This is a genomic window from Mycobacterium sp. D16R24 (assembly GCF_002013385.1).
Lineage (GTDB): Bacteria > Actinomycetota > Actinomycetes > Mycobacteriales > Mycobacteriaceae > Mycobacterium.
Genome location: NZ_MAEV01000015.1, coordinates 1 through 26,864, shown reverse-complemented (window position 1 = coordinate 26,864; position 26,864 = coordinate 1). Strand labels below are relative to the sequence as shown.

The following is a 26,864-nucleotide window of genomic DNA, read 5'->3' as shown; positions in this document are numbered from 1 at the left end:
GATACGTCCACAGAACCTTCACAAAAGGCTCCAGCGATCACCACAACCGTCAAATAACCTGTTCATGTGCCAGACCAGCGAAGAATCTTGGTCGTCGACGACGAGCCCACCATCTGTGCGTCCATTTCTGCGCGGCTTAGGGCCGAGGGGTACGCCGTCGACACCGAGGACAACGGACTCGACGCGGTGCGGCATTGCCGCGAAAACCCGCCGGATTTGATGGTGCTGGATGTCATGCTGCCCGGGCTCGACGGCCTGGAGGTCTGCCGCCAGGTGCAGGCGCACGCGCCGATCCCGGTGCTGATGCTCACCGCGCGCGGCACCGAGACCGACATGCTGGTGGGACTGGGGGTGGGTGCCGACGACTACCTGCCCAAGCCGTTCAGCATGCGGCTGCTGGTCGCCCGGGTGGCGGCGCTGCTGCGCCGCACCGATCGGGTAGCGGCGCCGAGCACCGATGTGCGCATCGGGCAGGTGCGCATCGACGTCTCCGAGCGCCGCGTCTATCAGCGTGACGACGAAGTGCACCTGACCCGCACCGAATTCGATCTGCTGGCCTATCTGGCCGATAACCCGCGGGTGGCGATCAGCCGTGAGCGCCTGCTCGATCAGGTGTGGGGTTGGAGCGAGGGGCTGCCGTCGGGCCAGCGCACCGTCGACAGCCACATCAAGGCGCTGCGCCGCAAGCTCGGTCAAGAGCTGATCCGCACCGTGCACGGCATCGGATACGCATTGGAGGTACCACGATGAGCCAACTGCTGGAACTGCTGCCACGCCCACTGGATCCGTTGCGCTCCTTCAAGTTCAAGACCGCGGTGCTGGTGGGAGTGGCGCTGCTGATTGCCACCTGCCTGCTGTGGATCACCGCCGAATGGAAGCTGCGGTACGCGCTCACACTCGCGTTATTTGTGTCCTTCGGGGTGACGTGGTTTCTGGCGCACGGCATGACCTCACCACTGCGCGACATGACGGCGGCCGCGCGCTCGATGGCGCAGGGCGACTACTCGCGCCGTATTCGCTCGACCTCTCGTGATGAAGTGGGCCAGCTGGCAACGGCTTTCAACCACATGGCCGCCGAGCTGCAGTCCGCCGAGAAGTACCGGCGTGAGTTGGTGGGCAATGTCTCGCACGAGTTGCGCACACCGATCACGGCGCTGCAGGCGGTGCTGGAGAACATCGTCGACGGGGTGGCTGCGCCGGACCCGGCGACGCTGAAAACCGCACTGGCGCAGACTGAACGGCTGGGCCGGCTGGTGGATGATCTGCTGGATCTGTCGAAGCTGGAGAACGGGTCGGTTCCGGTGCAACGCGAACCGTTCGGGGTGCGCGAGTTTGTCGACGGGGCGGTGGCCGAAGCCAAGACCACCGGACGTCAGGTGCGCTATCACGTGACGGTCGAGCCGTTCGACTTGCAAGCCGTCGCCGATACTGCCCGGCTGCATCAGGTGGTGGCCAACCTGCTGGACAATGCGTCGCGGCACAGTCCGCCCGGGGGACAGGTGTCGGTGTTCGCACGCACCGAGAATGACGCGCTGCTGGTGGAGGTCGCCGACACCGGGCCCGGTATCGCGCCGCACGAAAGATCAAGAGTGTTTGAACGATTCACCCACGGGGGATCGCGCGATGGTGGCACAGGCTTAGGGCTGGCCATCGCGCAGTGGGCCGTCGATCTGCATGGCGGTCGTATCGAAATCGTGGACGCACCCGGCTGCCGGGTCCGAGTCACGTTGCCGCAGTTTGAATCCGAGGAGGGGAATTCATGACCATTGGTTCGATAGTGCCGCCGCCGTATCCGATTCCGGGGGCTCCAGTTCCGGGTACGCCTGCAGGGCCGCCCGTGCCGCGCCCGCCGGTGCCGATCTTGGGGCCGCCGACGAGGTTCCTGATGGCCTGGCCGCGTGACATCCGCTCGAAGATGACGCAGGGCGCGCTGCTCAGCGGTATCGGGGCGGGCCTGGTCGCGGCGCTGTGCTGGCGCTCCTCACTTCCGGGTCTGGGCTGGACACTGACCGCGTTCACGGTAGCGCTCGCGGCCTTCGCGACTCGGAAAGTGCAGTGGACGCCGACGCGCATCGGTGCGCTGGTGCTCGCGCTGTGCCTGGCGGTAGTGCCGACCGTGCGGGATGCGGGATGGCTTGTCGCGCTGTGTGTCCTGACGTCGGGGGCCTTGTTCCTCTACGCACTGGCTCCCGTGCGGACGTGGACGGGACTGATCTACGGGCAGTTCGTGATGCTGAGGGCACCTTTCCGGGTGGCGGGCTGGATGCGCCGCGGCGCGCGCACGATGTCGCGTGGCCGCAGGATCAACCCGGACCGGGCGGCCATCGTCGTGCTGATCACCGTCGGCCTGGTGGCGGCGTTCGGGGCGCTGCTGGCCGACGCCGATGCACGGTTCAGTGCGCTGATCAGCGGGGTCTTGCCGTTCGTGTCCTTTGGGGAGGTGGTCGGGCGGATGGTCGTTGGTGTGCTGGTCGGCGGGTTCGCCTTGGGTGCCATCTACGTGCTGTCCAAGCCGCCGAGCTTTGACCGGTTGGCGCCGACGGAGCCCAAGAAGCTGCCGCGCTGGGAGTGGAGCTTGCCGCTGGCGGCGCTGAATCTGCTGTTCATTGCGTTTGTGGGCGTGCAGATCTCGGTGTTGTTCGGGGGAGATGAGCATGTGCAGGTCACTGAGGGGTTGACCTATGCAGAGTATGCGCGGCAGGGCTTCTGGCAGCTGCTGTTCGTCACCATCCTGGTGATGGGTGTGATCGCGGTGGCCATCCGGGTGGCGGGGCGTCAAGATACCCGCGACCGGCTATACCTGCGGGTGCTGATCGGTGGGCTGTGCCTGACCACTTTGGTGATCGTGGTCTCGGCTGTTCACCGGATGTCGTTGTACGAGAAGGCGTACGGGTTCAGCGTGGAGCGGCTGTTGGTGCGCTGGATCGAGCTGGGCATGGCCATCGTGTTGGTGCTAATCCTGGTGGCGGGGATTCGGATGAGTGCACGATGGCTGCCCACTGCGGTGGTGGCAGTTGGCGCGTTTGGGATGCTAGGGCTCGCGATCTTCAACCCGGAAGGCTATGTGGCGCAGCGCAACGTAGAGTTCTTCCAGCAGACCGGCAAGATCGACCAGTGGTACATGGGGAGCTTGTCGTCCGACGCGTTCGCCGCGACGAAGTCGCTGCCCGAGGATGTGCGGGACTGCGTGCAGGGCAAGATTGCGTATCACTTGCGGGACACGGCGCCCTGGTACGAGTACAACGTAAGCCGGGCGAAAGTGTGGTCCGCCGAGGTCAAGGCAGCGTCGTGCAACGTGGATCGCGACGGTAGGTGACCTGGCTTTCAGAGGTGTGGCGGGGGATCGGCTAGAGTCGTGACCTGCTAGGGGCGGTAGCTCAGTTGGTTAGAGCCGTGGACTCATAATCCATTGGTCGCGGGTTCGAGCCCCGCCCGCCCTACAAAGTGCCTGGCACCAATCGCGTCATGCGTAGTCCCATGGGCCCCATGAACCTCGTGTGTCACATGCGGGCTATAGATTTAAGCAGATGCCTCGACGGAATCAAGCACCGTGCGTCGGCGTGTCGTGCCCGTCGGTGTCGGGGCGCGGCCATACTGTTGTGGCGACGGACTTGAACATACGAGCGCGCGCAGGGTGACGCTAGTCGCGAGCGGAGAGATTGCCCCATGACGACGACAGGCGAGATTTGGCTGCCCCTTGGTGTGGATGGCAACGACGAGGTGGCGGAGTACACCGCGCTTCGTGACGACGTGCCCGACTATCTGTACCGGTCGCTGTGGACGTGGATCAACGGCAAGTTCGGCGTGACCCTGAGGGCGTCAGGCGGTGGCGGCTTCAACGTGGGCCTAGCTCGGCAGTGCGAGCGCGTGCTGAAGATCAGCATCGCGGATTCCGGCGCGTACGCAGCAAGCAGCTTCACGGCTGTGAAGAATGCCGTCAGCGGGTCGGATACGATGACTTGGCGCTTGGTGGATTACCTGGTCTCCATTAACTATTCGTCCGTAAGTGGCGCGTCAAGCCTCAACGAGATGCTCTTGGAGTCCGGGTCTTCGTGGAAGGTTGGAGAACGCGCGGGCAAGATCGGCCTCGTCAAGCGTTTGCCTGCCGGGGTTCAGGACGGAGCGGAGTCTACGTTCCAACGTGGAGATGCCGGACGGCGTTTACGAGCGGCATGGGAGGCGGCATACGGTGTCAACCCCGATCCCTCAAAGGCGTATTCGCTGGCGGTGAAAGCCGTTGAGGATGCTGCCATTCCTGTGGTGTGTCCGAACGACCGCTCCGCGACATTGGGCCGAGTCAACGGCCAGGTGAAGAGCGGATCGTGGAAGCTGCCGCATCTCCGCGAGGACGCAAATTCCCCGACGCACGATGTTCTTCTCGGCATGATGCAGACGCTATGGGTGGGCCAGCACGACCGCCATGGCGGTCCATCCATGGCAGGCGTCCCTGCCGTTACCCAACCCGAGGCGGAATCTGCTGTGTTGCTTGCAGTTACGCTCGTAGGGTGGTTCACCACCGGCAAGGTGCAGCCGTAGCGTTCGATTGAACTCAACTTCATAGGCCAGCCGGGGCGGTCGGGCGGATGCTCATTACGCCTCCTTGCCCCGGCTGAGTTCCCGGCGCCGCCGTTGCCCGAAGCTCCCGACCAGGCACGCCGACCCCCGGCCGCGGCCGGAAACGACCCCGAGGAGAACTGGAGGGTATATATACGCGCGCCGGAGTGGTTGGGGCACAGCACCTACACCCTGGCGCTGGACGTGTATGGCGGTTGGATCCCGAAGGATGAGGCAGCGGCGGCGAACTCTTTGCCGGAACCAACTGCCCTGGTAGAGCCCGGCGCGCTGCCAGGAAATGTCGTACCGCTATTTGGCTGATGCGGCTTTCTTGGCGGGAGCGTTCTTCGCGGCTGTCTTCGAAACCTTGTCCGCGGCAGCGGTATCGGGTATGTCTTTTGTGACTACCTTGAGCGCCACTAGCTTCTGTTCACCGAGTGCCGTTAGGCGGAGGTACTTTTTCGTATCGCTTGGAACCCGCTTCTTCGTGCCGGATTCGATGATCCCGAGAGTGCGAAAGTGGACAATGACTGTTTCGAAGTCTGCCTGCTGACATTGCAGCTTAGTGCTCGTCACTTTCTTTACGGCAGTACGTTCTTCTTTGCTCAACTTGCCCCTGTAGAGGCAGAGCTCAAATTTTTCTTCGATGTCGTCTTCCGTTGCTTCGTCGATAAGTGCGGGTCCGATCGCGGCGAGGACGTCATTCCATGTCACGTCGGGCCAAACCCACATGTCGGACGGATCGTTGTAGGACTTCGAGTACACGCGTAGCGGGAAACCGCAGAGGTCTTCTCCCTGGGCGAGCTTAGACGGGTCCATTCCTTGGCCCTTCGCAACGACAAGAGTCTGGGATTTCTCCCGCGCTTCGGCGAGTTGCGCTCGGAGAGTGAGGATCTCCTTCTCGGCATCTTGGCTGAGGACAGTATCGCCTCGTACCCATCCGGCGGTCGGCTGAGAGTCGATGAGGTTCATCAAGCTGACGGCTACTTGGCCGCCGAGTTCGGCAGCACTGGTGAAATATTTGACCGGTAGCCCCTCTACCTTCTTGCGGAATTCAGTGAGTTTTTCGCGTGCATCGTCGTTCTGGTCAGTCTTCCCAGCTGGAATTGTCTCGGGCTCTTTGTGTAGGAAGCCCAGCACGGGCGTGCCGGTACTGATGGCGTAGTCGTACTCGCGCTCGGTGTAACTAACGCCTGATACCTCGTCCACCGCGCCGTAGCGCCCGCCTACGACGACCACGTAGTAGTCGCTTTCGTCAATTACTCGTTGGATCAGCCTCCACTGATCCTCATTCGCCGCGGGAAACATCTCCATGCCCGCTGGGAAGTGGTTCAGGTTAAGGATCATCTGGATGACCGTCGCGCGCTCCTCGGTCAGATCCTTATATGTCGAACTGACGAAAACTTGATAGCGTTTCTTCACGTGTTAATCGTCGCATCGACGACTAACACGTCGGCGAACCGCCCTCCCGTGTCGCAGTACACCCCGGCGACCAGGGGGCAACCTCAGCCCGACCGGACCCCGATCTCGTCCCTATATTGGACAAAACCGCGCGCTTGCAGCAGTTTTGTCCAATATGGGGCGATGTTTCACCTGCTCGTCGCCTTATTTGTCTAGAGACTCATAATCCCTTGGTCGCGGGTTCGAGCCTCGCCGCCCGCCAGGGGGCCATCGGAACCCGCCCGCGCTCCGCTCGGAACCCGCCCTAACTACGCCGAAAACGTGGTCTAGCAGGTATTTTGTGACGCAGCGTAAGCCCCCGACCGGTGGGTAGAGGCCCTATGAAAACGGACTCATAATCCATTGCTCGCGGGTTCGAGCCCCGCCCGCCCGGCTTCAGGAGGCTGTTTTTCAAGATTAATCTCGCCAAGACGGCGATCTTGCCGCCGACTGCATTCACGCCGGAAAATACGACGGAGCTCGAAACGCTGTTCCGAGTAACCCTAGCCCGGTCATTGCGATCTGTGTTGTAGGTTTCGACAGATAATAACTGTGGCGGCAACATATATTACTGGCAGCCAAGTGGCCTGGGCTGTGATTGAGCGCCAATCAATCTGATTTTAGATTTCCCATCGGTGCGTTCGAACAGGGCGTTTCGCCACTCGACGCCGCTCACCTCCTCGTCGCCGATGAGATGCGATCCGGCAAAAAATCTTTGATTATTGTGAACGATGCCGAGTAGGCGGCCGGCGCCTACTCTGTAGAGCGAACCTAACTGGGGTGCGCCTCCCGATTTCGTGTCGATTGCACCCACAACCGCATCTACGAACGCGCTGTAAATTGCGCGGCTTGTATCGGCGGCGGCTGTCGCTTGCCAGGCCTCAAGTGCCTTCGTGACGGGAGCTTTTCCGGAGCCATCGATAACAATACACGTCGAAGAAGAAGGAATAACAAATGGTGTGACTGTCCAATCTGTCGTTGTCGCCGATATTGATATCAATTCAAACGACGCCGACATACCACTACCGCTTCGTTGCCCAACATAAATGGTCATGCCTCCGCGAACGGCAGTCGGGTAGTCTCTCCAAGCCCGTCGAAGCGCCGCGACTATTCCCTGTGTTATTGATCCGTCCTCGCGGAAAACTCCTCGATCGATTCGATCAATTATCGCTGGCAGTACCAGTGTTGGAAACAGGACGTCGCCGGTAAAGCCCATAACGATGGGCGATGTCGATGACGCGTATACCTTCTTGCATTGGTCCCACCGATAGGGCTGCGGCGTCCCGTTCGCCCATGTGATTCTGCTATCAGTCGCGATATTGAGAGACGAAGGACCACGCGTGTCAGCCGCGACCCAGGCAATGAGTGACGTCAGGGTTGTCCTCCTCGCAATGATGTGGCATCCTAGATCTTAGTTGAACTTTATTCGACTATGGCCCTTCGCTTTGAGTCGATCGAAGGTGGGGCGCGCAACTCCTGGGGCTGCCAAAGCACGGCGGTACGAGGTGTCCCTGCGAGTGCTTAGGTACTCGCACCCAGGTCTTACGAAAATGCCGCATCATTGATGCGGCATTTTCCATTACATGTCCGAACTGGAATCTTGAGTAGGTGGCGTGCGTTCCTATTGGCGCCACGCTGGTACGAAAGCAGTCCTGCATCGTGACTGGGGCTCCGATCCCGGTTAGTTACACCGATCTTGAATCCGCCGCCTATTGGTGATTTCGGTGTCAATCTGACATGCTAATAGGCTCATCGCTGTCTGCTTTTGTGCAGAAGTGCCATCGACGGGCTGCCATATCAGGTGCTTCTGCCCGGTGATCGGGCTGCTGTTCAGCGCGATCAGCAGTATCGCATCGTATTACGTGATCTAATTAAGGGCTTTGCGCAACTTCTCACCGGTTGAACCGGAATGACGACAGTGTCGCCACTAGCTGTCCGGCTCTACTTGGCCCACTCCCGGCAATCCTCTGGCATCGATCTATAGTTCCGGGCAATTGCTCGAAATCATTCTTCGCCCGTTTTGTGTTGCTATCAGTCCGAACCCAGACTCTGGAGCCGCGCGATGTTTCCCGCTCTACGTACTCCGCGATTGACCGCAGTTTGCCTGGGTCCTTCAGTCTGAGCGCAAAGCTAACTGCTCTCGCGTCTTTCGCCCATGCCGCTACGCAATCATCGGGTCGATCGCTGACCGTGGCACTAGCACCTGCAACGCCCCGTATGAGTCGGGCAGTATCGCGCCTTGGTCGAAGAAGAACATGACCCCGTCGTTGAGCACGGCGAAGTTCTGGTAGTTGGAAGGGTTGTATAGCGACGCGGTGGAGAACGGCAGCGGCGGCGGGGGAGGCGGTGGCGTCGTAGTTGTCGTCGACGTGGTGGTGGTCGGCTGCCCTGAGGTCGTCGTCGGCGTGGGAGTCGCCGCCGGCGGTGGGGCCAGCTGCTGCTGCAGCTGAGCCTGGACAATCGGCGCGACGGTCTTCAGCGGATCGTCTACCCGCCACAACGCGGCACTGTCTTTGTCGTCCTGCGCGACCGTGTAGAGAATCGGTTTGCGATAGCTCTGATCCCAGTTGTACGCCTTGAACGTTGTCGTCGTGCTCCCGGTGTTTTGGTACACCTTGAACGCCACGGTCTGCGTGCCGCGCGGGGGAATCGCTGAGGTGTATTCCGTTGGCTTGATGCTCAACTGATACGGCGTACTGCGGGCGGTACTGGACTTGGCTGTGTTGAGGAACGCGTCGCGCGTTTTGGCGACGTATTCGGCGATTGGCTTCTGGTCCGGGTAGTTCAGCGGAATGGTGATGTCGACGCTGTACCCGGTATCGGAGAGGCGGATCTCACACGTCTTACCGGTGTTGTTGCCCTTGAGGTCGGCGCAGTAATCATGCGGCGCCGCCACCGCCACGCCAGTAGAACCGAAGATGGTGGCAGCCGTGGCCAGCACGGACGCGCTCACAGAGCGCATGGATAAGAAGGGCACGTCTGCACTCTAACTTCGCAACGTGAACCAAGTGCCCGGACCGGTGAACTGAGCCACCGAACTGAACTGCGCCTTGACGTTGCCTGATAATCGGGTGGAAGCGCTCTCCGCAGGCCCGTTACCTCGCTACGATCACACCGTTCTTGGATCTTGAACCCCTACGAGGGAGCAGCCATGGCGGGATCACCAGACTCCGGATTCAACGGCAAAATCGCCCTGGACATAAGGGATTCCGAGCCCGACTGGACTCCCTATGCCGCCCCCGCCGCGCCCGAGGGTGCGCCCAACGTTCTGTACCTCGTCTGGGATGACACCGGCATCGCCACCTGGGACTGCTTTGGCGGCTTGGTCGAGATGCCGGCGATGAGCCGCATCGCCGAGCGCGGTGTGCGGCTCTCGCAGTTCCACACCACCGCGCTGTGCTCACCGACCCGCGCATCGCTGCTGACCGGGCGTAACTCCACCACCGTCGGCATGGCCACCATCGAGGAGTTCACCGACGGTTTCCCGAACTGCAGCGGCCGCATCCCGTTTGACACCGCGCTGCTCTCGGAGGTGCTGGCTGAAAAGGGCTGGAACACCTACTGCGTCGGCAAGTGGCACCTGACTCCGCTGGAAGAGTCGAATCTCGCCGCCACCAAACGGCATTGGCCACTGAGTCGAGGTTTCGAGCGGTTCTACGGATTCATGGGCGGGGAGACCGACCAGTGGTATCCGGACCTGGTCTACGACAACCACCCCGTCCAGCCGCCCGCCACCCCGGAGGACGGCTACCACCTGTCCAAGGACATCGCCGACAAGACCATTGAATTCATCCGCGACGCGAAGGTGATCGCCCCCGACAAGCCATGGTTCTCCTATGTCTGCCCCGGCGCCGGCCACGCCCCGCACCACGTCTTCAAGGAATGGGCCGACAAGTACGCCGGCACGTTCGACATGGGCTACGAGCTCTACCGCGAGATCGTGCTGGAGAATCAGAAGAAGCTCGGCATCGTCCCGTCGGACACCGAATTATCGCCCGTCAACCCGTATCTCGACGTCAAGGGACCCAACGGCGAACCCTGGCCGCTGCAAGACACCGTGCGCCCGTGGGACTCGCTCAACGACGAGGAAAAGCGCCTCTTCTCCCGCATGGCCGAGGTCTTCGCTGGCTTCCTGAGCTACACCGACGATCAGATCGGCCGCGTCCTGGACTACCTGGAAGAGTCCGGCCAGTTCGACAACACCATTATCGTGGTGATCTCAGACAACGGGGCCAGCGGCGAGGGCGGCCCCAACGGCTCGGTCAACGAGGTCAAGTTCTTCAACGGCTACATCGACACCGTCGAGGAAAGCCTGCGGTTCTACGACAACCTCGGCGGCACCGAAACCTACAATCACTACCCAATCGGGTGGGCGATGGCGTTCAACACGCCCTACAAGCTCTATAAGCGTTACGCCTCGCACGAGGGTGGCATCGCCGACACCGCAATCATCAGCTGGCCCAAGGGAATCGCCGCGCACGGCGAGGTGCGCGACACCTACGTGAACGTCAGCGATATCACCCCGACCATTTATGACCTGCTGGGCATCACCCCGCCCGACACCGTGAAGGGCATCGCCCAAAAGCCGCTCGACGGCATCAGTTTCACGGCGGCGCTGAAAGATCCAAACGCGGACACCGGCAAGGACACCCAGTTCTACACGATGCTCGGCACCCGGGGCATCTGGCACCAGGGCTGGTTCGCCAACACCGTGCACGCCGCTACACCGTCGGGCTGGTCGAACTTCGACAAGGACCGCTGGGAGCTGTTCCACATCGAATCCGACCGCAGCCAATGCCACGACCTGGCCGACGTCCACCCGGAGAAACTCGAAGAGCTCAAACAACTTTGGTTCGATGAGGCCGCCAAGTACAACGGCCTACCTTTGGCCGACCTGAACATCCTGGAGACCCTGACTCGGTGGCGGCCCTACCTGGTGGGGGAGCGTAAGTCCTTCATCTACTACCCGAACACCGCCGAACTGGGCATCGGCGCCGCCGTCGACATTCGCGGACAGTCCTTTTCGATCCTCGCCGAAGTCACCGTGGACTCAGAGGCCGAAGGCGTCATCTTCAAACAGGGTGGCGCGCACGGCGGGCACGTCCTCTTCATTCAGGACGGAAAGCTGCACTACATCTACAACTTCATGGGGGAGAAGGAGCAGAGGGTCTCTTCCGCCGATGCGGTGCCGTTGGGCGCCCATGTGCTCGGTGCTCGTTTCGCCAAGACCGGCACCGTCGCGGGCAGCCACACCCCGCTCGGGGACGTGACGCTCTTCATCGACGAGCAAGCCGTCGGATCGCTGAGTGCCGTCGAAATCCACCCGGGCACATTCGGTCTCGCCGGTGCCAGCCTGTCCATCGGGCGCAACAGCGGCTCGGCGGTGTCCTCGGATTACAAGGCGCCGTACGCCTTCACCGGGGGAACCATCGCGCAAGTGGTCGTCGACATCTCCGGAGAACCGTACGAAAACCTGGAGAAGAAACTCGCGATCGCCTTCGCGAAGGACTGAAACCAAGGACTAAAGGACTAGGCGGGCCAGTCGGTGAGCTGTTCCCACTCACCGAACGGCGGCTTCTTCGCGGCCTCAATCACGATCTGTGCGGTCACCGCCGAACCGGGGTGGTACTCGTCGATCGCGAACCCGCCCTGCCGATCCTCCGGCGTGGCGCCATCCCAGATGTAGATCGGGCCGGGCGCCGCGGCGGCCTCGGCGACTTCCTGGCCGCACTCGGCCACAGGCTCGTCACGACCAACACCGGTGTGCTTGCCATCGATACGCCGCCAGATGCTCACGAATCGGATGCTACGCGCTGGTGTGCGCTCCGGGCAGCCACAACCTGACGAAGCGGTGAACTCACAGAACGAGTAGGTGTCTACTTGCGTCATCGCGGCCACACTGTGTCACCGTGGACTGGTGATGAAAAAGTTTGGCGCGTTGATGGTCGCGACCGCGCTGCTGCTCGTGACGGCGCCGCTGGCCGCGGCCTGGGGTCCGCAGGGACACGGCATCGTGGGAGCAGTGGCCGATGCGCAGCTCACGCCCGGCGCCCGCGCAGAGGTTTCGCGCCTGCTGGCCGGACAGGCCACCCCGACGCTCGCCGGTGTAGCCAACTGGGCTGACCAGGTGCGTCCCAGCCGACCGAACACCGCACCCTGGCACTACGCCGATATCGCCGAGAACAACTGCCAATACGTGCCCGCGATCAATGGCGACAACGGCAATAACGTCATCGAGGCCATCCGCACCCAGACCGCGATCCTTGGCGATGGATCCAAAACGGATGCCGAACGCCAGGAGGCCCTGAAGTTCGTCGTGCATTTCGTCGGCGACATTCATCAGCCGATGCATGACGCGTACGCCCGCGACCGCGGCGGTAACGACATTCCTCTGACCTACAACGGCCGGTCCACCAACCTGCATTCGGTGTGGGACAGCGGATTACTGAACACCCGCGGCCTCAATGATGCCCAGTACACCCAGGTGGTCCAGGCGCTGCCGGCGCCCGATCTCGGCAGCACCGATCCCGTCGACTGGGCCCAAGACACCTGCCATATCGCCGTGGGTGCGTACCCGAACACCTCGACCATCGGCACCGACTACACCAACCAGTACCGGCCGATCGCCGAGGCGCAGCTGCGCCTGGCCGGCGATCGCCTGGCGCGTTTGATCAACGAGACACTCAGCTAGCGCCTACAGGTACTTCGCGAAGAACTCGGCGAGTTTCTCGACCGCCGGGCCGACATATTGCGGCCTGTCGTACAGGTCGATGTGTGTGGCGCCGTCGATCAGGTGGAGCTCCTTCGGCTCAGCGGCCTTGGCTATGGCCTGCTCGCTGAAGTACAGCGTGTCCGCTTCGGTGCCCGCGATCATCAACAGCGGACGCGGAGAAATGAGATCGACGTGGTCGTACGAGGAGTACGCCGCGATCGGAACGATGCTCGACGCCACATACCAATTCGGAGAGTTCGGATGCTGCGCCCGGGGTGTGCGGTAGTAGTTGGTTCCTTCTGCGAACAACGAGGGGGTGTCGGCAGTGATTTCATCTGGTTCGGGAACCACGTGTGCCAGCGTTGGTTTGGCACCGTGGGCTTGGGCGGTCCGATCGATCGCCGCCGCGGAGAGCGCTTGTTGGAGCTGTTCCACACTCTGCCCACCGCCGAGCCCGTCGCGGTACAGCGATCCAATGTCGGCAGCGCTGATAGTCCCGACAGCCTTTATCCGCTGATCGGTGGCGGCGGCGTTGGGGACATAGCCACCGGATGCGCAAATACCCAGAGCGCCAATCCGATCAGGGTCTACCCGCGCCACGGTGGTCAAGAACGAGACCGCCGAACGAATGTCCTCGACCCGCGTGGACGGATCTTCCAGGAAACGTGGCTCGCCCTCGCTCTCACCTTGATAGCTCGCGTCGAATGTCAATGCCACGAAACCCTTTGCGGCCAATTCCTGTGCGTACAGGCCGGCTGTTTGTTCCTTCACTCCGCCGAACGGGTGGCCGACCACGACCGCAGGCAGGCTGTCTTCCGTGGATTCGGGATAGTGCAAATTCCCTGACAGTTGTAGGCCTTTGCTGGTGAACCGGACACTCTCGGGCATTATTGGCCTCTTCTGCTCGTGCGGAATTGCGACCGACCATCAACTAGCCGCTATCGACTCATCCTGGTTGAGATTTCGTGGCGCGGCTAGGCCCTGTCCCTAGGTACTTTTTACCTACCCGGACCGAACTGGCGAATGCGATTCGGATGGCATGCTCTGCCCATGGCAGATATCTCCGAGGCCCGTATCGAACTGGGACCGTTTTTGCGGGCACGCCGCGCGGAGCTGACTCGAGATCAAGTGGGGCTACCCCCGGCAGCGGGGATACGGCGAGTCACCGGCTTGCGGCGCGAGGAGGTCGCACAGCTTGCAGGGATCAGCGCCGACTATTACGCGCGCTTGGAGCAGGGGCGGCTTTCCAGCGTTTCCGAGTACACGTTGGCCGCAGTATGTGAAGCGTTACGGCTCAACGCTGATCAGGAAACCTACGTTCGCACGCTGGCTCGAAAGCCCGCGATCCCCATGTCGAATGGCGATATGACGGTCGATGCTTCAACCCGCAACCTCTTAGCGCACCTCGGTGATGTGCCGGTACTGGTGCTCGGCCCTTACCTGGACATCCTGGGTTGGAATACCCTTGCGTCCGCATTGTTCCTGGACTTCGCGCAGGTCCCACGTGCGCATCGAAACCTGGTCTGGCTGGCATTCTTGGACGCTCAGGTTCGCGCGATGTATCTCGATTGGGAGTCAGTGGGTCGTACGTGCGTGGCTTACCTGCGTATGGACGCGGCGCGTAATCCGCACAGCCCCCGCCTGGCTGAACTAGTGGGGGAGCTCTCCGCACGCGACCGAGATTTTCGCCTCTGGTGGACATCGCAGACGGTGGCGCACCACAACACTTCCGGTCGTAAGCGTTACCGGCACCCCGTTGCCGGGGAATTCACCCTGGATTCGCACATCTACCAACGTGCCGAGAGCCATGAGACAACGTTGGTGTTTCTGGTACCAACCCCGAACTCGCAATCACGCCATGCCTTTAGCGCCCTGGCACGCATTGCGGCCAGTCTCCCGGAGTCGGCAGCTCCGCTCGGTGACTACCAGACGCGCACGTAGTCGACGAGCATCTCAGCCGGGTAGGAGCCACCCGACGGATCGCCGCCACCGGAACCGGAAACGGCCAGGTTCAGCATCGGCTGCAGTGTGTAGCCCGGGTCGTTAAACGGCCAATCGTCAAGGGAATTCGCGTCCACCGTCAGGTACGGCTCCGCGCCGTCGTGGTAGTCCATCCAGAAGTACAGCCCGGCATCGGTCCAGGTGCAGCGCCAGGTGTGCCAGTTGTTGTCCACCGGCATCGGCAGCGTCTCGAACGAGGTGCCGTCCAGGCGCGCGTGAATCGTGGTGCCCGAGGGCCAGTCACGGTTGCCGTACCACTCCACGAGGTCGATCTCGCCGCCGCGCTCGGGGTTGTCGTTCAGCAGCCACCACGCCGGCCAGGCACCGTCGGTCAGACAGTTGAACTTGACGCGCGCCTCGAAGGTGTGGCCGATGGTGCCGCGGAAGGTGCCGTGCAGCTTGCCGCTGAAGTACTTGCTGCCTTCCTTCGTCGCTCGGATCACCAGGTTGGAGTTTCCGTCGAGGAAGATGTTGGTGCGGCTGTCGCGGTACTCACCCATGTTCTCGGGGCGGTCCCAGAACACCGGGTTCTTGATCTTCTCGCGGAACTTCGCGGCCACCCACTTGGAACCATCCGGGGCCGAACCGGCGGGACCGTCGAATTCGTCGCGGAAGACAAAGCCACTGGATTGGGCATCGGGCGGCGCCGCCGGGCTACGTCCCGGGTCGGCCTGAGCCGTCGAGAGGGGCAGGGCGGCTGCGGCGATGCCGAAGCCCATGGTCAGTATCAACTTACGGCGATCCATTTCGGGCACCCCGAAACGATAATGGTTGAAACCCGCCGATGAACGCAGCCCCGCCTATTTTGGCTGCTAGTGGCGCGGAAGCATCCTGGCGAGTAATCCGTCCCGCAACCCGATCGTGTGAAACAGCACCGCGCTGACATGGGCAACTATGCAGGCGAGCAACGCGTAGGCCACCCACGCGTGTGCCTCGCGCAGCACGCCGTACCACCCGATGCTGGTCGGCACGATCGACGGAAAACGCAGTCCTGCGACCTGGACCGGGACCCCCGACGCCGATACCAACGCCCATCCGATCACCGGTTGCGCCAGGAACAGCGTGTACATCGCGAGCTCGGAACCGGCCGCGATGAAGCGTTCCGGCTGGGCCAGGGACAGCGGCGGCGGCTTGTGCCAGATCCGGTTTCCGAGGCGCAGCATCGCGAGCACCAACACCAGCACGCCGACGGCCTTATGCCAGGCCAGCACCATCGGGTAGTCGCCCAGTGACCCGACGAGCAGCGCGCCCAGCACCAACATCGTGATGATCGAAACCGCCATCACCCAATGCAGAAGCTGTGCGGCCAGTCCGAAACGCTCGACACCCGTGGATTCAGTCATCAGATGTCCTGCCCGAACTGTTCCACCGGCGCCGGAGTTTCCCGCGCGCGGCGCCGGAACGACTCGGCATAGACGGCCGCGCGTGCCGCCAGGATCGGATCATCGGATATCTCAATTCCGTTGGGCAGCACTGTCGGATCGAAGTTGGTATCCCGGATGCGTTCCTGCTCTTGGGCTATCGCGTGGCCAAGCACCAGTGTTCCGGCATCGATCTGCTCACGATCGGCCGGCCAGGGCAGCGTCGGATCGTGCGTCTGATCCACGCCCGGCATACCGATCTGAAGCAGCAGTCGGTAGCGCAGCTCACCGCGGCGCACCCGCTGGGCCAGCGCCTCGAACATCCAATTGGGCCCGTTCTTCGCTGAGGTTCCGGCCTCGTCGCCGTCGGGAATCACCCGCCACCGCACCGGAGTCCGGGCCCCGTCCTTGTTGACGAAGATGAAGGCGTTGAGGCTCGAATAGCTGGCCTGCGCGAACGACGACGCCTTGGGTGCCGCCTCGATCAGCTTCTGCGCGGCGGCCGTGGCAGGGTTATCCCGCAGGAACGTTGCCACCTTCTCCTTGTCACCCGAGGTTCGTGCCGCGATCAGCCCGTAGAACATCTCCGGCGTCGGGGCCATGAAGACCGGCGCGGCGGCCATCGCGGTGCGCCACTGCTGCCCGCCGGGAAGTGAAAACTCCAGAGCCAGCGCCTGTCCGGCACCGGTATCGGGTTGGTGTGGATTCTGGCCGCCCACCGAGAATCGCCCGACGACGGGATGAACGCCCTTGACGAACACCGACGCCGAGGAGACTTCCGCTCCCGCGCCATTGCTTTCGAAACGGCCCGACACCGCAAGGGCTTTGGCGTGGTTGCGTCGATACCCGACGAACTTCCCACCGGTCGTCTCGAACAGGTCGATGAAGGAGCGCCCGGTCAGTCGCAGGCCGCCTCGGCCCTCCAGAGCCAAGAAGCCACCCAGCCCCGTCACGGTGACTGCCCCGGCGGCGACCAGACCCATAAACATGCGGCGGTCTAGCTTGTGTGCGACCACGAAACGAGCCTAATACGCGAATCTGTGAGCGCACCGGGGACAATGAAACGATGATGAAGCGTCTCATCCTCGGTCTCGGATACGCAGCCCTCGGTCTCGGGTGTGCTCTGAGTCAGTTCGCACCCGCCAGCGCCGATCCCGGAGTCCCACCCGTGAGCGAGGCCGCCCGCGCCGCGGGGCTGCTGGACGTGCGCAGCGTCGTCCCCGACGCGATCATCGATCTGCGCTACGCCACCACCAACAACTTCACCGGTGTGCAGCTGTACCCGGCCGACGCCCGCTGCCTGGTGCACGAATCGATGGCGCCGGGCCTCAAGACCGCCGCCGACACGCTGCGCACCAATGGCGAGCGGCTCGTCTTCTGGGACTGTTACCGCCCGCACGACGTGCAGATTCGCATGTTCCAGGTAGTGCCCAACCCGAACTGGGTCGCCAAGCCCGGCCAGTACGCCCGCAGCCACGAGGCCGGACGTTCGGTGGACGTCACCCTGGCCAATGCGCGGGGTCTGGTCGACATGGGCACCGGATTCGACGATTTCTCACCGCGTTCCCTGGCCTACGCCACCGACGGGGTCAGTGCGGACCAGCAGGCCAACCGGGCCCGCCTGCGCGGCGCCATGCAGGCCGGCGGGCTGCAGGTGTACTCGGGTGAGTGGTGGCATTTCGACGGACCCGGCGCGGGTGTGGACCGTCCGATTCTGCAGGTGCCGGTCAACTGACCAGACGGTTGTTCCACTACTCGGGAGAAATTGAGTAGTCCAGTACCCGGTGCGATGGTGCTCTACCGGAGTAATTTCCCTTTCGGATCGAATGATCCTGCTGGGAGGTTGCCATGCCTGCATCGCCGATTCCCGTTGGGACAGTGCGCCGCCACGCTCCTCTTGCGGTGCTTGTCTGCGCCGTTGTGGTCGCCTGCGGCGGCGCCGGTGAATCTGTCACGCGGACCGTCACCCAAACCGTCACCGATCAGACGACCATCACCCATGAGGGCGACGGTGGTTCGCACGAAAGCACCAGCGGCGGTGGGTCGTCCACATCCGGCAAGACGCCCAAGGACGACGGGCTCGCATGGGTGCCCTACGGGCCCAAGGACCCTGCCTTCCCGACGCCGGGATGGGACGTCTACGTCTACTTCCTCAAGCATGACTGCGACAGCCTGAAGAATGTCCAGAAACCCGAGGGCAACCTCTACGAAGCGGCGGTGAGCGTATGCCGTGCCGCGGTGAACGGCGAGGCGAGCCAATGGGATGTGGCGGCCAAGGCCTTTGCGGCACGCGGCGGGGGTGTCGAGATCGGCCCGGCACAGTGCGTCGACGACACCATCGCGGCCATGGTCACCAAGCTCCTTGCCTGGCATGAGGAGCACCCGAGCAGCCAGCCCGAGCTGACGTTCCCGCAGACCGACGGCCGGACGGCATGCTCGAAGGACAACAACAGCTTCGTGCCACCGGACGAGACCGATTCCTCCACAACCAGTTCCACGACATCAAGCACCACAACATCGAGTACGACCTCAACCACGACCACCACCACGCCGACGCGGTGAGGTCAGTGCGAGAACTGCCAGTGCACTGAGTCGTTCTCGTCCAACACGATGATGCTGCCGTTCCGGACGGTCCACCCCTCGGTCATCAGGAACAGCCGGCCCCCGGACTCGGCGAGCAGCCGTAATCCCGTGGTGCGGTACAGCGTTTTGGGCCCAGTGGTGATCTCCTCGGTGCGCACCACGGGCGAGTCGATGCCCAGCGGGCTCTCGCTGACAGCCGTCGCGCGGGGCAGTGAGGACACCGAGTCTTCGTAGCGCTGCGCATACCCCCGTCCGACGATATCGGCGTACCCCTGCACCGCCCAGAACATCGCTGCCGCAATCACAATGCCGACGAGCACGGCCTCGAGCACGTCCGGGGGGCGGGCAATGGCGTTGCGGGGCCGCGTGCGTTCCTGCCCCTGACGGCTCAGATGCCTGCCGTACACCGCCAGGGCCGTGCCGATCGCGATCATGAGCGGCCACACCACCGTGCCGGGTTCCCAGCTGCGCGTCAGCGCGGGCAGCACCACACCCAGGATGGCCACACCCAGCCCGCCGAGCATCGTCACCCGGCAGATCACCCGGATCGTGTCGGTCATGCCGTCACGCTCGATCTTCTCGCTCAACGCGCGATGCGCTGCCAGCCAGGCGATTCCGATGACCGCCGTCGCCAGGATCGGCAGGTATAGCGTGCTGATGCTGCGCAGCACGTAGTCCTGGGTGGTGAAGCGGAACAGGCTTACCTCGATACCCATCCACTGCGACTGCGCGTCGCTGCGGGCCCAGCCGAAGTACAGCAGCAGCGCCGTGATCATCGTCAACGGTGTTCCCACCGTGGTGATGACGGCGATGACGGGGCGAAGGATCGACACCGGATCCGGAGAGTCCTGGGCGGCCGGAGCGGCGAGCTTCCCCGGCGCATCGGCAGATTGACGCGCTGGCTCCTCCGACGCTTCTTCGGCCGGCATGCGAGCATGCTACGCGCGGCGGCCCTGACCAGGCAGGAAAATCCCCTTGCCGCCCCACCCCGCGGCGCCTATTCTGGCTGGCGTCCTCGTCCCCGACGAAAGGTACGACATGGATCTGTGAGGTCTGGCATTCCGCCGACACGCCCTCGCGCGATTTCGGCGACCCCACCTCACAGGAAGTCCTTTCCATGTCTGCTGTCATTTCTTCGAACGCTCTCACCTACGTACATCCCGACGGTTCCGTCGTTCTCGACGGGCTCGACATGCTGGTTCCGGCAGGGCGATCCGGGCTGGTCGGTGTCAATGGCTCCGGTAAGTCCACACTGCTCAAGCTCATCGCGGGCGAGCTGCTGCCTACCTCGGGGATGGTTCATGCCTCGGGCCATATCGGTTATCTGCCACAGGATCTCACCATCCGCGCCGACCAGTCGGTACCCGATCTGCTGGGTTTGACGCCGGTGCTGGCGGCCATCGCGGCCATCGAGAACGGCTCCACCGACCAGGGCGACTTCGACACCGTGGGCGATGACTGGGATCTGGCCGAGCGGGTGCGCGCCGAACTGGACCGTCTCGGCCTGCCTACCGCGGTGCTGGACCGCACGCTGGGCGATCTGTCCGGGGGCGAGGTGATCCGGCTCGGTCTGGCCCGGCTGCTGCTGCGACGCCCCGACGTCCTGCTGCTCGACGAGCCGACCAACAACCTCGACGGCCAATCCCGCCGGCACCTGTACGACGTGGTGTCGTCCTGGCCGCGCACCCTGCTGGTGGTCAGCCACGACCGCGAGCTGCTGGAGCACGTGGAGCGCATCGGGGATCTACGCGATGGCGCCGTGGCCTGGTACGGGGGTGGATACAGCGAGTACGCGGCCGCGATCACGGCCGAACAAGAGGCCGCCGCGCAGGCGATCTCGACAGCCAAGGCCGAGGTGCGCCGTGAGCGCCGCGACCTCGCCGAGGCCGAAAGGGTGATCGCGCAGCGGCGCCGCTACGGCGCCAAGATGCAAGCCAACAAGCGTGAGCCCAAGATCGTCATGGGGCTGCGCAAGCGATCCGCGCAGGAATCGGCGGCGGCACTCAAGCAGACGCAGACCGACCGGTTGGACAAGGCCCGCGAGAATCTGGATGAGGCGCAGACCCGGCTGCGTACCGACCGCTCCATCCGTATCGACCTGCCGGGCACCGAGGTTCCCCCCGGCCGCGTCGTCGTCACCACCGACAACCTGGTGCTGCGGCACGGTACGGCCGCACATCTGGAGCTGCGCGGGCCCCAGCGAGTGGGGTTGGTGGGGCCCAACGGTTCGGGAAAGACCACCCTGCTGCACACCATCGCGGGCCGCATCCCGGCCGCCGAAGGTGCTGTGACGGTGCATGTTCCGCTGGGTCTGCTTCCGCAGCGTCTTGACCTGCTGGACGATGCGTTGAGTGTCGCCGACAACGTGGCCCGCCGTGCTCCGCACGCCGATATGAACACCATCCGCGCGCGACTGGCACGATTCCTGTTCCGTGGCAATGCCGCCGACAGGCTTGTCGGCGCACTCTCCGGTGGTGAACGCTTCCGAGCGACGCTGGCCGCCGTGCTGCTGGCAGACCCTGCACCGCAGCTGCTGTTGCTCGACGAACCCACCAACAACCTGGACTTCGCCTCCTACGACGCGCTGGTCTCGGGGCTAGGGGAGTACCGAGGCGCGGTGATCGTGGCCAGCCACGACCTGGGCTTTCTCGAGGACATCGGGGCCCGGCAGACGGACTGGAGAGCGGAGCCGGTAATCGGGTAGTGCAGTACGCACGTCAGCGGGATACCTCCGTACGCACGCTGAGCTCGTCATGTTCCCACCCCGCGCATGCGCGGCCATGTCAAGGAGACTCACGATGTGTTTCATTATCCCCCAAGATGTCCTGCTGCGATTGGCCGACGATGACAGCGTCGCCGACGACTCGCGAACGGCCCTGGCCGCGACGGCCGCGTCCGAATCGGCCTGGCGCACATTGCGCGACGCGCACACCGAGGCCACTCAGGCCGGACTGCTGGCCCGCGCCGACGCATTCTTCGGCGTCGCCAAGGCGCTGGCCACGGCTCCCGGTACCCCGGTGTTCGACTGCAAGCACACCACCTCGCTGCCCGGCATCACGATCACCAATCCAGGAACCTCCAGCGATACCTCCGCCAAGTACGCGTTCACTGAAACCGCTTCGGTGGCAAAGTTTTACAAGGAATGCTTCGGACGCAACTCGGTGGACGACGAAGGCATGACGTTGGTGTCCTCCGTGCACTACAGCGTGAACTACTCCAACGCATTCTGGAACGGTTCGCAGATGACGTACGGCGATGGTGATGGCGAGATCTTCGTCGACTTCACCGGATCCAACGACGTGATCGGCCACGAGCTGACGCACGGCGTCACCCAGTACACGGCGGGCCTGCTCTACGAGAACGAGGCCGGTGGCCTCAACGAGAGCATGTCGGATGTGTTCGGGTCGATGTTCCGGCAGTGGAGCGCCGGACAAACGGTCGAACAAGCCGACTGGCTGATCGGCAAGGACATCATGGGTCCGCGCGCCATCGCCAAGGGCTTCACCTGCCTGCGCGATATGTCCGATCCGGGCGCCCGGCACTGCCTCGCACCGCAGCCGTCGCACTATCGCGACTACGTGCCCGGCAGTGACCCGCATGAGAGCAGCGGCATCCCCAACTACGCGTTCTACCTCGCGGCGACCAAGCACGGCTCGTACTCCTGGCAGGGCGTGGGCACGGTCTGGTACGAGGCTCTGACCAGCCCGAAGGCCCGTCCGAACATGAAGATGAAGGCCTTCGCCAACCTGACACGTGAGATCTCCGCAGCCAACGCGGCCGCCGAATCTGTACATAAGGCGATAGACGACGCGTGGACCGCGGTCGGGCTGTAGCGTCGCCGTCATGGTGGAGTACCTCATCGACAGACGGGGCGGATTCACCGGGCTTCCGGCCAGCGGCACGTGTACTGACCAGAGCTTGGACCCCGAGGCGCGACGCGCACTGGACGGATTGTTGGACAGCCCCGGGTCGCTTCCGGGCGACCCGGGTGCCGACCGCTTCACCTACACGGTGACCCGGGTCAGCGGGTCTGATCGGACCACTCGGGCCATCCCGGAGAGTCTGCTGCCCGACGCCGTCCGCCAGCTCGTCAAAGAGCGGATCTGACGGCCGGACCTGACAGTTCACCGCTCACGAGCCGAGCGGGCATGCACACTGCCGGGTAGGGTGATTCGTAATGTGCACGCGTTTCATCATCCCGCCGGCCGTACTGTCGCGACTGGCTGAGGATGGTGACATCACCGAGGATTCACGCGTCGCGCTGTTGTCGACCGCGGCATCCGAATTGTCTTGGCGTACCTTGCGCAATGCGCATACGCGAGCTACTCGGTTGGCAAGCGGTAACACCATCAGCGCGGCCGCGACGGCGTTGGCCAAGGTCCCCGAAACGCCGGTGTTCGATTGTCGGCAGACCACGTCGCTGCCGGGCGTGGCCGTCGCCAATCCGGCCACATCCAAGGATGCCACCGCCGCGCGGGCATTCACCGAAACGGCTGCGGTCGTGCGTTTCTACCGGGAGTGCTTCGGCCGCAACTCCGTTGACAACGCGGGAATGACGCTGATCTCGTCCGTCCACTATGGCGTCAAGTACGCCAACGCGTTCTGGAACGGTTCGCAGATGGCTTACGGCGATGGTGACGGCCAGATGTTTCTGGACTTCACCAAGGCCAACGATGTGATCGGTCATGAACTGACACACGGGGTTACACAATTCACCGCAGGCCTGAACTACGAGAACGAGGCCGGGGCATTGAACGAGAGTGTCTCGGATGTCTTCGGGTCGATGTTCCGGCAATGGCAAGCAGAACAGACCGCGGACACGGCCGATTGGCTGATCGGCAAGGACATTCTGGGGCCGCGTGCCGTCGACAAGGGGTACACGTGTCTGCGGGATCTCGCCGACCCCGGTGCCGCACACTGTCTCTCGCCGCAACCGGGTCACTATCGCGACTACGTGCCCGGCAGTGACCCGCACGACGGCAGCGGCATCCCCAACCACGCGTTCTACCTCGCGGCGACCAAACACGGCTCCAATTCCTGGGAGGCCGTGGGGACGGTCTGGTACGAGGCGCTGACCAGCCCCAAGGCAAGAAAGAACATGACGTTCAAGGCTTTCGCGAAACTCACCCGGCAGATCGCCGCGGCACGCTCCGGTGCTGATTCACCCGCCACGGCCGTTGACGAGGCATGGACCGAGGTCGGGCTCTAAGAGGCTTAGTCGCCGGTGTCCCAGTAGTTGGGGCAGGAGACATCGACGTAGACGGTCGTGTTGGCCTTGACCTGCGTGCCCGAGCGGTCGGGATTGTTGATGCCGTTGACGGTGCAGAACTCCAGCGGAGTCAGGGTGTTGCCGTTGACCCAGTTGATCTGAACCTCGTACCCCTGGCTTTCCAATTCCGAGATGGTTTCGCTGGCGGAGCCGGATCCGGCGATCGGCCAGTTGGGGTCCGCGACGGCCATCGGCGCAAGTGACAGCGCCATCACTGCCGATGCGAACACTGCTGCGAACCTCATGGGAGACCTCCGCCACCATGTTAGCTCGCCCGGCTGAGGCAAGATGGCTCCCAACACCGATACAAGGAGAGACCGATGACGTTCTCGTCCGAGCACGACGACTTCCGCAGTACCGTCCGCCGGTACATCGAGGAGAAGATCAACCCCCACGTCGACGAGTGGGAACGCGAGCAGATGATGCCGCTGCACGACGTGATCGCCGATATGGCCAAACTCGGATTGGTCGGCCTCGAATACGACCCCGAGTACGGCGGGCAGGGCGCCGATCACCTCTTCACACTGGTGCTCGCCGAGGAACTGGGCCGGGTGGATCACGGCTCGTTCCCGATGGCCTTCGGAGTGCACGTCGCGATGGCGACCCCGTCGCTGCACAAGCACGGCACCGACGAGCTCAAGCGCGAGTACCTGACGCCGGCGTTGCAGGGCGAGCAGATCGCCGCCATCGCGGTGACCGAGCCCGACGCCGGATCCGATGTGGCCGGTATCAAGACCCATGCCCGCCGTGACGGCGACGACTGGGTGATCAACGGCTCAAAGATGTTCATCACCAACTCCGTTCAGGCCGACTGGCTGTGCGTGCTGGCCCGCACCTCCGATGAGGGCGGATACGCGGGGATGAGCCAGATCATCGTGCCGACCAAGGCGCCCGGATACCAGGTGCGCAAGCTCGACAAGCTCGGCATGTACGCCTCCGACACGGGCCTGATCACATTCGACGACGTGCGGGTGCCGGTGTCCAATACCATCGGCGAGGTCGGCCGCGGGTTTCAGCAGCAGATGTCCCAGTTCGTCATGGAGCGCATGTTCGGCGCCTACGGCATCCCCGCCAGCGTGAATAGGGCCCTGCAGCGCACCAAGGAATACGCGTTGGCGCGCTACGTGTTTGGTAAGCCGCTCACCAAGAATCAGCATCTGGCCTACCAGTACGCGGGTTTTGCCGCGCGGGCCGACATGCTGGAGGTCTACAACCGCGATATCGCCGGCCGGTACATGGCGGGGGAGAACGTGACCCGCGAGGTGACCATCGCCAAGCTCACCGCCGGGCCGCTGGTTCGCGAGGCCGGCGACTGGTGTCTGCAGGTGCATGGCGGCATGGGCTACATGACCGAGACGTGGACGTCGCGATTCTTCCGGGATCAGCGTCTGCTCAGCATCGGCGGCGGCGCCGACGAGGTGATGATGCGGGTGCTATCCCAGATCGACGGATTCTCCTGAGGGTTGGGCCCAGCGGGAGTCGGGCGGAAAGACATGTCCCTAGTGCCCACGTCTATGCGACAGCAAGTCACCGACCGTGTGTGAAGGCTGCATCTCTAGAGGCCACGATTCCATCAAGACGACGAGACCCAACCATCGGCTATCTGTATGTGGCTTCCGTGCTGGGATATCTCAGACCAGCTGGCACAGTCGCCAAAAGGTAGTTGCAACTCTGCTTCGTTGGTAATGGTTGTGTACCAATCTGCTTGGCCGTCGTACCCGGCGATGCGTATCGCCGCGAGGTACATACCATTGATTGAGAAACGAACAACCGCGAGGTTTTCGCGAAGGCGTTGGTCCTGTGGTTTTGGGGCATCCCATCGCGAAACGACTGCAAAGTCTCGCAAACGTGTCGCCAGATCCGTCCATCTCATCACTTCGTTGATCGAACCCCAGTTATCCGTTGCTGTTGTCTCCCAGTAACTTCCCCTTCGTACCGCGATGTAGTTGTAACGGCCCTTGCTTTTTGAGAATCGAATTACTGACCCATCTGCGGGCTCTGGCGGTACAGGTCGCGTCGCCTTGGGTACCAGCGGAAGTGGCGTCATCAACGATTGCAGGGGTGATGTGTTGTATTGACGCGGATCCATCAGTTCTGGCGTAAGCGCTGGGATTGTGATCGGAGGGCCATCGAGGACATCCGTCGATGCTTCGTTGGCCTTTACAGCTGCGATGCGTACTTCAGCTGCGACAGCAGAGCCCGTGATGTCTGCCCAACATGCGGTAACAAGACCGCGAGCTTCGAGATGCCGGATCATCGGTATATACCGCTGGCTCATCTGCGGTGTCAGTTGCCCTACGCGTTGGTTGTCTATGCGGACTTCGACATGCGGCTTTGCTCGACCACCGGGCGCGTTCTCGCAGAGGGTGGCGAATAGTACTCCGTATCCGCCAAGAGGAACGCATTTTGATAGGACATCGAAGTGCTCGTCCTCTTTTGTCACCTGGACGATCGACGATTGAGGAAGCATTGTGTAGGCGACTTTGGGCGGTTCGTTCACTGGGATTGCCTCGTTTGGTGCGCCAAGGCAAACGCGAACTGAACACCTCACCTCAACTCCGTCCCATCCATCCCACTCGCTTATCCAGATGCGGCCAGATGTCGTTGGTACAAAGCCTGATCCGATGATACGTAGAAGTATCGCTATCCATTTCGAGGTCTCGTCCTCGTCGAGGTAACCGACGGTCCGGCCGCCAGCTCTGACGGATACTCGAGACGCGCGACTGCCTTGGTCGAGCTCTGGTATCAGTTGGATATCGAGTCGGAGCTCTTGTTGATCGTCCGGAATGTCGGTGGGGAACAGACTCCGGATCGCGGGGATGAACTGATCTTCGGTCTCGACTTCGCAGTCCGCCCATGACCGAGCGGCATTCCAGAGGTGATATGGAGCTGACATGCTTGCTTGATTCCCCCTACATAGGCATATTGCAACCGCTCGTGATCT

Annotated in this window: 25 protein-coding genes and 1 tRNA gene; 15 read left to right on the top strand and 11 right to left on the bottom strand. The window is 63.0% G+C overall.

Features of this window, described 5'->3' with window-relative positions; genetic code table 11:
- Positions 1-87: 87 nt before the first annotated feature.
- From B4383_RS13720 to B4383_RS13700, 5 genes are all read left to right on the top strand, one after another.
- Positions 88-750, top strand: a complete 663-nt coding sequence (locus B4383_RS13720) for a response regulator transcription factor (RefSeq protein ID WP_078291253.1) — start codon at positions 88-90, stop codon at positions 748-750.
- Positions 747-1,763 (top strand): HAMP domain-containing sensor histidine kinase, encoded by a 1,017-nt coding sequence (locus B4383_RS13715; RefSeq protein ID WP_078290933.1) that lies wholly within the window; start codon positions 747-749, stop codon positions 1,761-1,763. The genes B4383_RS13720 and B4383_RS13715 overlap by 4 nt, the downstream gene beginning before the upstream one ends.
- On the top strand, positions 1,760-3,316 hold the full coding sequence (locus tag B4383_RS13710; protein ID WP_078290930.1) for a DUF4173 domain-containing protein: 1,557 nt from the start codon (positions 1,760-1,762) through the stop codon (positions 3,314-3,316). The genes B4383_RS13715 and B4383_RS13710 overlap by 4 nt, the downstream gene beginning before the upstream one ends.
- Positions 3,317-3,366: 50 nt before the next feature.
- Positions 3,367-3,440 (top strand) — tRNA-Ile (locus tag B4383_RS13705).
- A 226-nt stretch (positions 3,441-3,666) separates the two neighbouring features.
- Positions 3,667-4,536 carry a hypothetical protein gene (locus B4383_RS13700; protein WP_078290927.1) on the top strand — a complete coding sequence of 290 codons (870 nt, stop codon included), beginning with the start codon at positions 3,667-3,669 and terminating at the stop codon, positions 4,534-4,536.
- 327 nt (positions 4,537-4,863) lie between these two features.
- Here B4383_RS13700 and B4383_RS13690 read toward each other — a convergent pair whose 3' ends face one another.
- The 3 genes from B4383_RS13690 to B4383_RS13685 all read right to left on the bottom strand — a co-directional run bounded on the left by B4383_RS13690 (position 4,864) and on the right by B4383_RS13685 (position 8,971).
- Positions 4,864-5,976: a DUF4062 domain-containing protein gene (locus B4383_RS13690; protein WP_078290921.1), complete on the bottom strand. Its 1,113-nt coding sequence runs from the start codon at positions 5,974-5,976 to the stop codon at positions 4,864-4,866.
- Between the two features lie 586 nt (positions 5,977-6,562).
- Positions 6,563-7,048 (bottom strand): hypothetical protein, encoded by a 486-nt coding sequence (locus B4383_RS26330; protein ID WP_139360763.1) that lies wholly within the window; start codon positions 7,046-7,048, stop codon positions 6,563-6,565.
- A gap of 1,107 nt (positions 7,049-8,155) precedes the next feature.
- Positions 8,156-8,971: an RsiV family protein gene (locus B4383_RS13685; RefSeq protein ID WP_139360762.1), complete on the bottom strand. Its 816-nt coding sequence runs from the start codon at positions 8,969-8,971 to the stop codon at positions 8,156-8,158.
- Between the two features lie 174 nt (positions 8,972-9,145).
- On the opposite strand from B4383_RS13685, the gene B4383_RS13680 reads away from it, so the two are divergent.
- Complete coding sequence (locus tag B4383_RS13680) at positions 9,146-11,506, top strand: arylsulfatase (protein WP_078290918.1); 2,361 nt, start codon at positions 9,146-9,148, stop codon at positions 11,504-11,506.
- Between the two features lie 17 nt (positions 11,507-11,523).
- Here B4383_RS13680 and B4383_RS13675 read toward each other — a convergent pair whose 3' ends face one another.
- A complete protein-coding gene (locus B4383_RS13675) occupies positions 11,524-11,790 on the bottom strand; it encodes a hypothetical protein (RefSeq protein WP_078290916.1) in 267 nt (88 codons plus the stop codon).
- A gap of 124 nt (positions 11,791-11,914) precedes the next feature.
- On the opposite strand from B4383_RS13675, the gene B4383_RS13670 reads away from it, so the two are divergent.
- Positions 11,915-12,685, top strand: a complete 771-nt coding sequence (locus B4383_RS13670; RefSeq protein WP_078290913.1) for a S1/P1 nuclease — start codon at positions 11,915-11,917, stop codon at positions 12,683-12,685.
- A gap of 3 nt (positions 12,686-12,688) precedes the next feature.
- Here B4383_RS13670 and B4383_RS13665 read toward each other — a convergent pair whose 3' ends face one another.
- The gene (locus tag B4383_RS13665; RefSeq protein ID WP_078290910.1) at positions 12,689-13,594 is read right to left on the bottom strand and encodes an alpha/beta hydrolase; all 906 of its coding nucleotides are present in this window, start codon (positions 13,592-13,594) and stop codon (positions 12,689-12,691) included.
- Between the two features lie 162 nt (positions 13,595-13,756).
- On the opposite strand from B4383_RS13665, the gene B4383_RS13660 reads away from it, so the two are divergent.
- A complete protein-coding gene (locus tag B4383_RS13660) occupies positions 13,757-14,647 on the top strand; it encodes a helix-turn-helix transcriptional regulator (protein ID WP_176138399.1) in 891 nt (296 codons plus the stop codon).
- Here the strand turns inward: B4383_RS13660 and B4383_RS13655 are convergent.
- The 3 genes from B4383_RS13655 to B4383_RS13645 form a co-directional block, all read right to left on the bottom strand.
- Positions 14,629-15,453, bottom strand: coding sequence for a glycoside hydrolase family 16 protein (locus B4383_RS13655; protein ID WP_078290905.1), 825 nt, complete (start codon positions 15,451-15,453; stop codon positions 14,629-14,631). The genes B4383_RS13660 and B4383_RS13655 overlap by 19 nt on opposite strands.
- A gap of 66 nt (positions 15,454-15,519) precedes the next feature.
- Entirely contained in the window at positions 15,520-16,050 is a 531-nt protein-coding gene (locus B4383_RS13650; protein WP_078290902.1) for a cytochrome b/b6 domain-containing protein, read from the bottom strand.
- Positions 16,050-17,084 (bottom strand): catalase family peroxidase, encoded by a 1,035-nt coding sequence (locus B4383_RS13645; RefSeq protein ID WP_078290900.1) that lies wholly within the window; start codon positions 17,082-17,084, stop codon positions 16,050-16,052. Before B4383_RS13645 ends, B4383_RS13650 begins: the two co-directional genes overlap by 1 nt.
- Positions 17,085-17,134: 50 nt before the next feature.
- Here B4383_RS13645 and B4383_RS13640 point away from each other — a divergent pair, with 50 nt between their 5' ends.
- Both B4383_RS13640 and B4383_RS13635 read left to right on the top strand, forming a co-directional pair.
- Positions 17,135-17,803, top strand: coding sequence for a M15 family metallopeptidase (locus B4383_RS13640; protein WP_078290898.1), 669 nt, complete (start codon positions 17,135-17,137; stop codon positions 17,801-17,803).
- Between the two features lie 113 nt (positions 17,804-17,916).
- On the top strand, positions 17,917-18,630 hold the full coding sequence (locus tag B4383_RS13635) for a hypothetical protein (protein WP_078290896.1): 714 nt from the start codon (positions 17,917-17,919) through the stop codon (positions 18,628-18,630).
- 2 nt (positions 18,631-18,632) lie between these two features.
- Here the strand turns inward: B4383_RS13635 and B4383_RS13630 are convergent, their stop codons facing one another.
- Positions 18,633-19,580 (bottom strand): hypothetical protein, encoded by a 948-nt coding sequence (locus B4383_RS13630; protein ID WP_286150619.1) that lies wholly within the window; start codon positions 19,578-19,580, stop codon positions 18,633-18,635.
- Between the two features lie 188 nt (positions 19,581-19,768).
- Here B4383_RS13630 and B4383_RS13625 point away from each other — a divergent pair, with 188 nt between their 5' ends.
- From B4383_RS13625 to B4383_RS13610, 4 genes are all read left to right on the top strand, one after another.
- Positions 19,769-21,355 (top strand): ATP-binding cassette domain-containing protein, encoded by a 1,587-nt coding sequence (locus tag B4383_RS13625; protein WP_078290893.1) that lies wholly within the window; start codon positions 19,769-19,771, stop codon positions 21,353-21,355.
- 94 nt (positions 21,356-21,449) lie between these two features.
- The gene (locus B4383_RS13620; protein WP_078290891.1) at positions 21,450-22,484 is read left to right on the top strand and encodes a M4 family metallopeptidase; all 1,035 of its coding nucleotides are present in this window, start codon (positions 21,450-21,452) and stop codon (positions 22,482-22,484) included.
- A 10-nt stretch (positions 22,485-22,494) separates the two neighbouring features.
- Entirely contained in the window at positions 22,495-22,758 is a 264-nt protein-coding gene (locus tag B4383_RS13615) for a protealysin inhibitor emfourin (RefSeq protein ID WP_078290888.1), read from the top strand.
- 70 nt (positions 22,759-22,828) lie between these two features.
- Positions 22,829-23,860: a M4 family metallopeptidase gene (locus tag B4383_RS13610; RefSeq protein ID WP_078290886.1), complete on the top strand. Its 1,032-nt coding sequence runs from the start codon at positions 22,829-22,831 to the stop codon at positions 23,858-23,860.
- 5 nt (positions 23,861-23,865) lie between these two features.
- On the opposite strand, the gene B4383_RS13605 is transcribed toward B4383_RS13610, so the two are convergent.
- Entirely contained in the window at positions 23,866-24,165 is a 300-nt protein-coding gene (locus B4383_RS13605; protein ID WP_078290884.1) for a hypothetical protein, read from the bottom strand.
- A gap of 75 nt (positions 24,166-24,240) precedes the next feature.
- Here B4383_RS13605 and B4383_RS13600 point away from each other — a divergent pair, with 75 nt between their 5' ends.
- Complete coding sequence (locus B4383_RS13600; RefSeq protein ID WP_078290882.1) at positions 24,241-25,380, top strand: acyl-CoA dehydrogenase family protein; 1,140 nt, start codon at positions 24,241-24,243, stop codon at positions 25,378-25,380.
- A gap of 113 nt (positions 25,381-25,493) precedes the next feature.
- Here B4383_RS13600 and B4383_RS26325 read toward each other — a convergent pair whose 3' ends face one another.
- On the bottom strand, positions 25,494-26,420 hold the full coding sequence (locus B4383_RS26325) for a hypothetical protein (RefSeq protein WP_139360761.1): 927 nt from the start codon (positions 26,418-26,420) through the stop codon (positions 25,494-25,496).
- Positions 26,421-26,864: the final 444 nt, after the last annotated feature.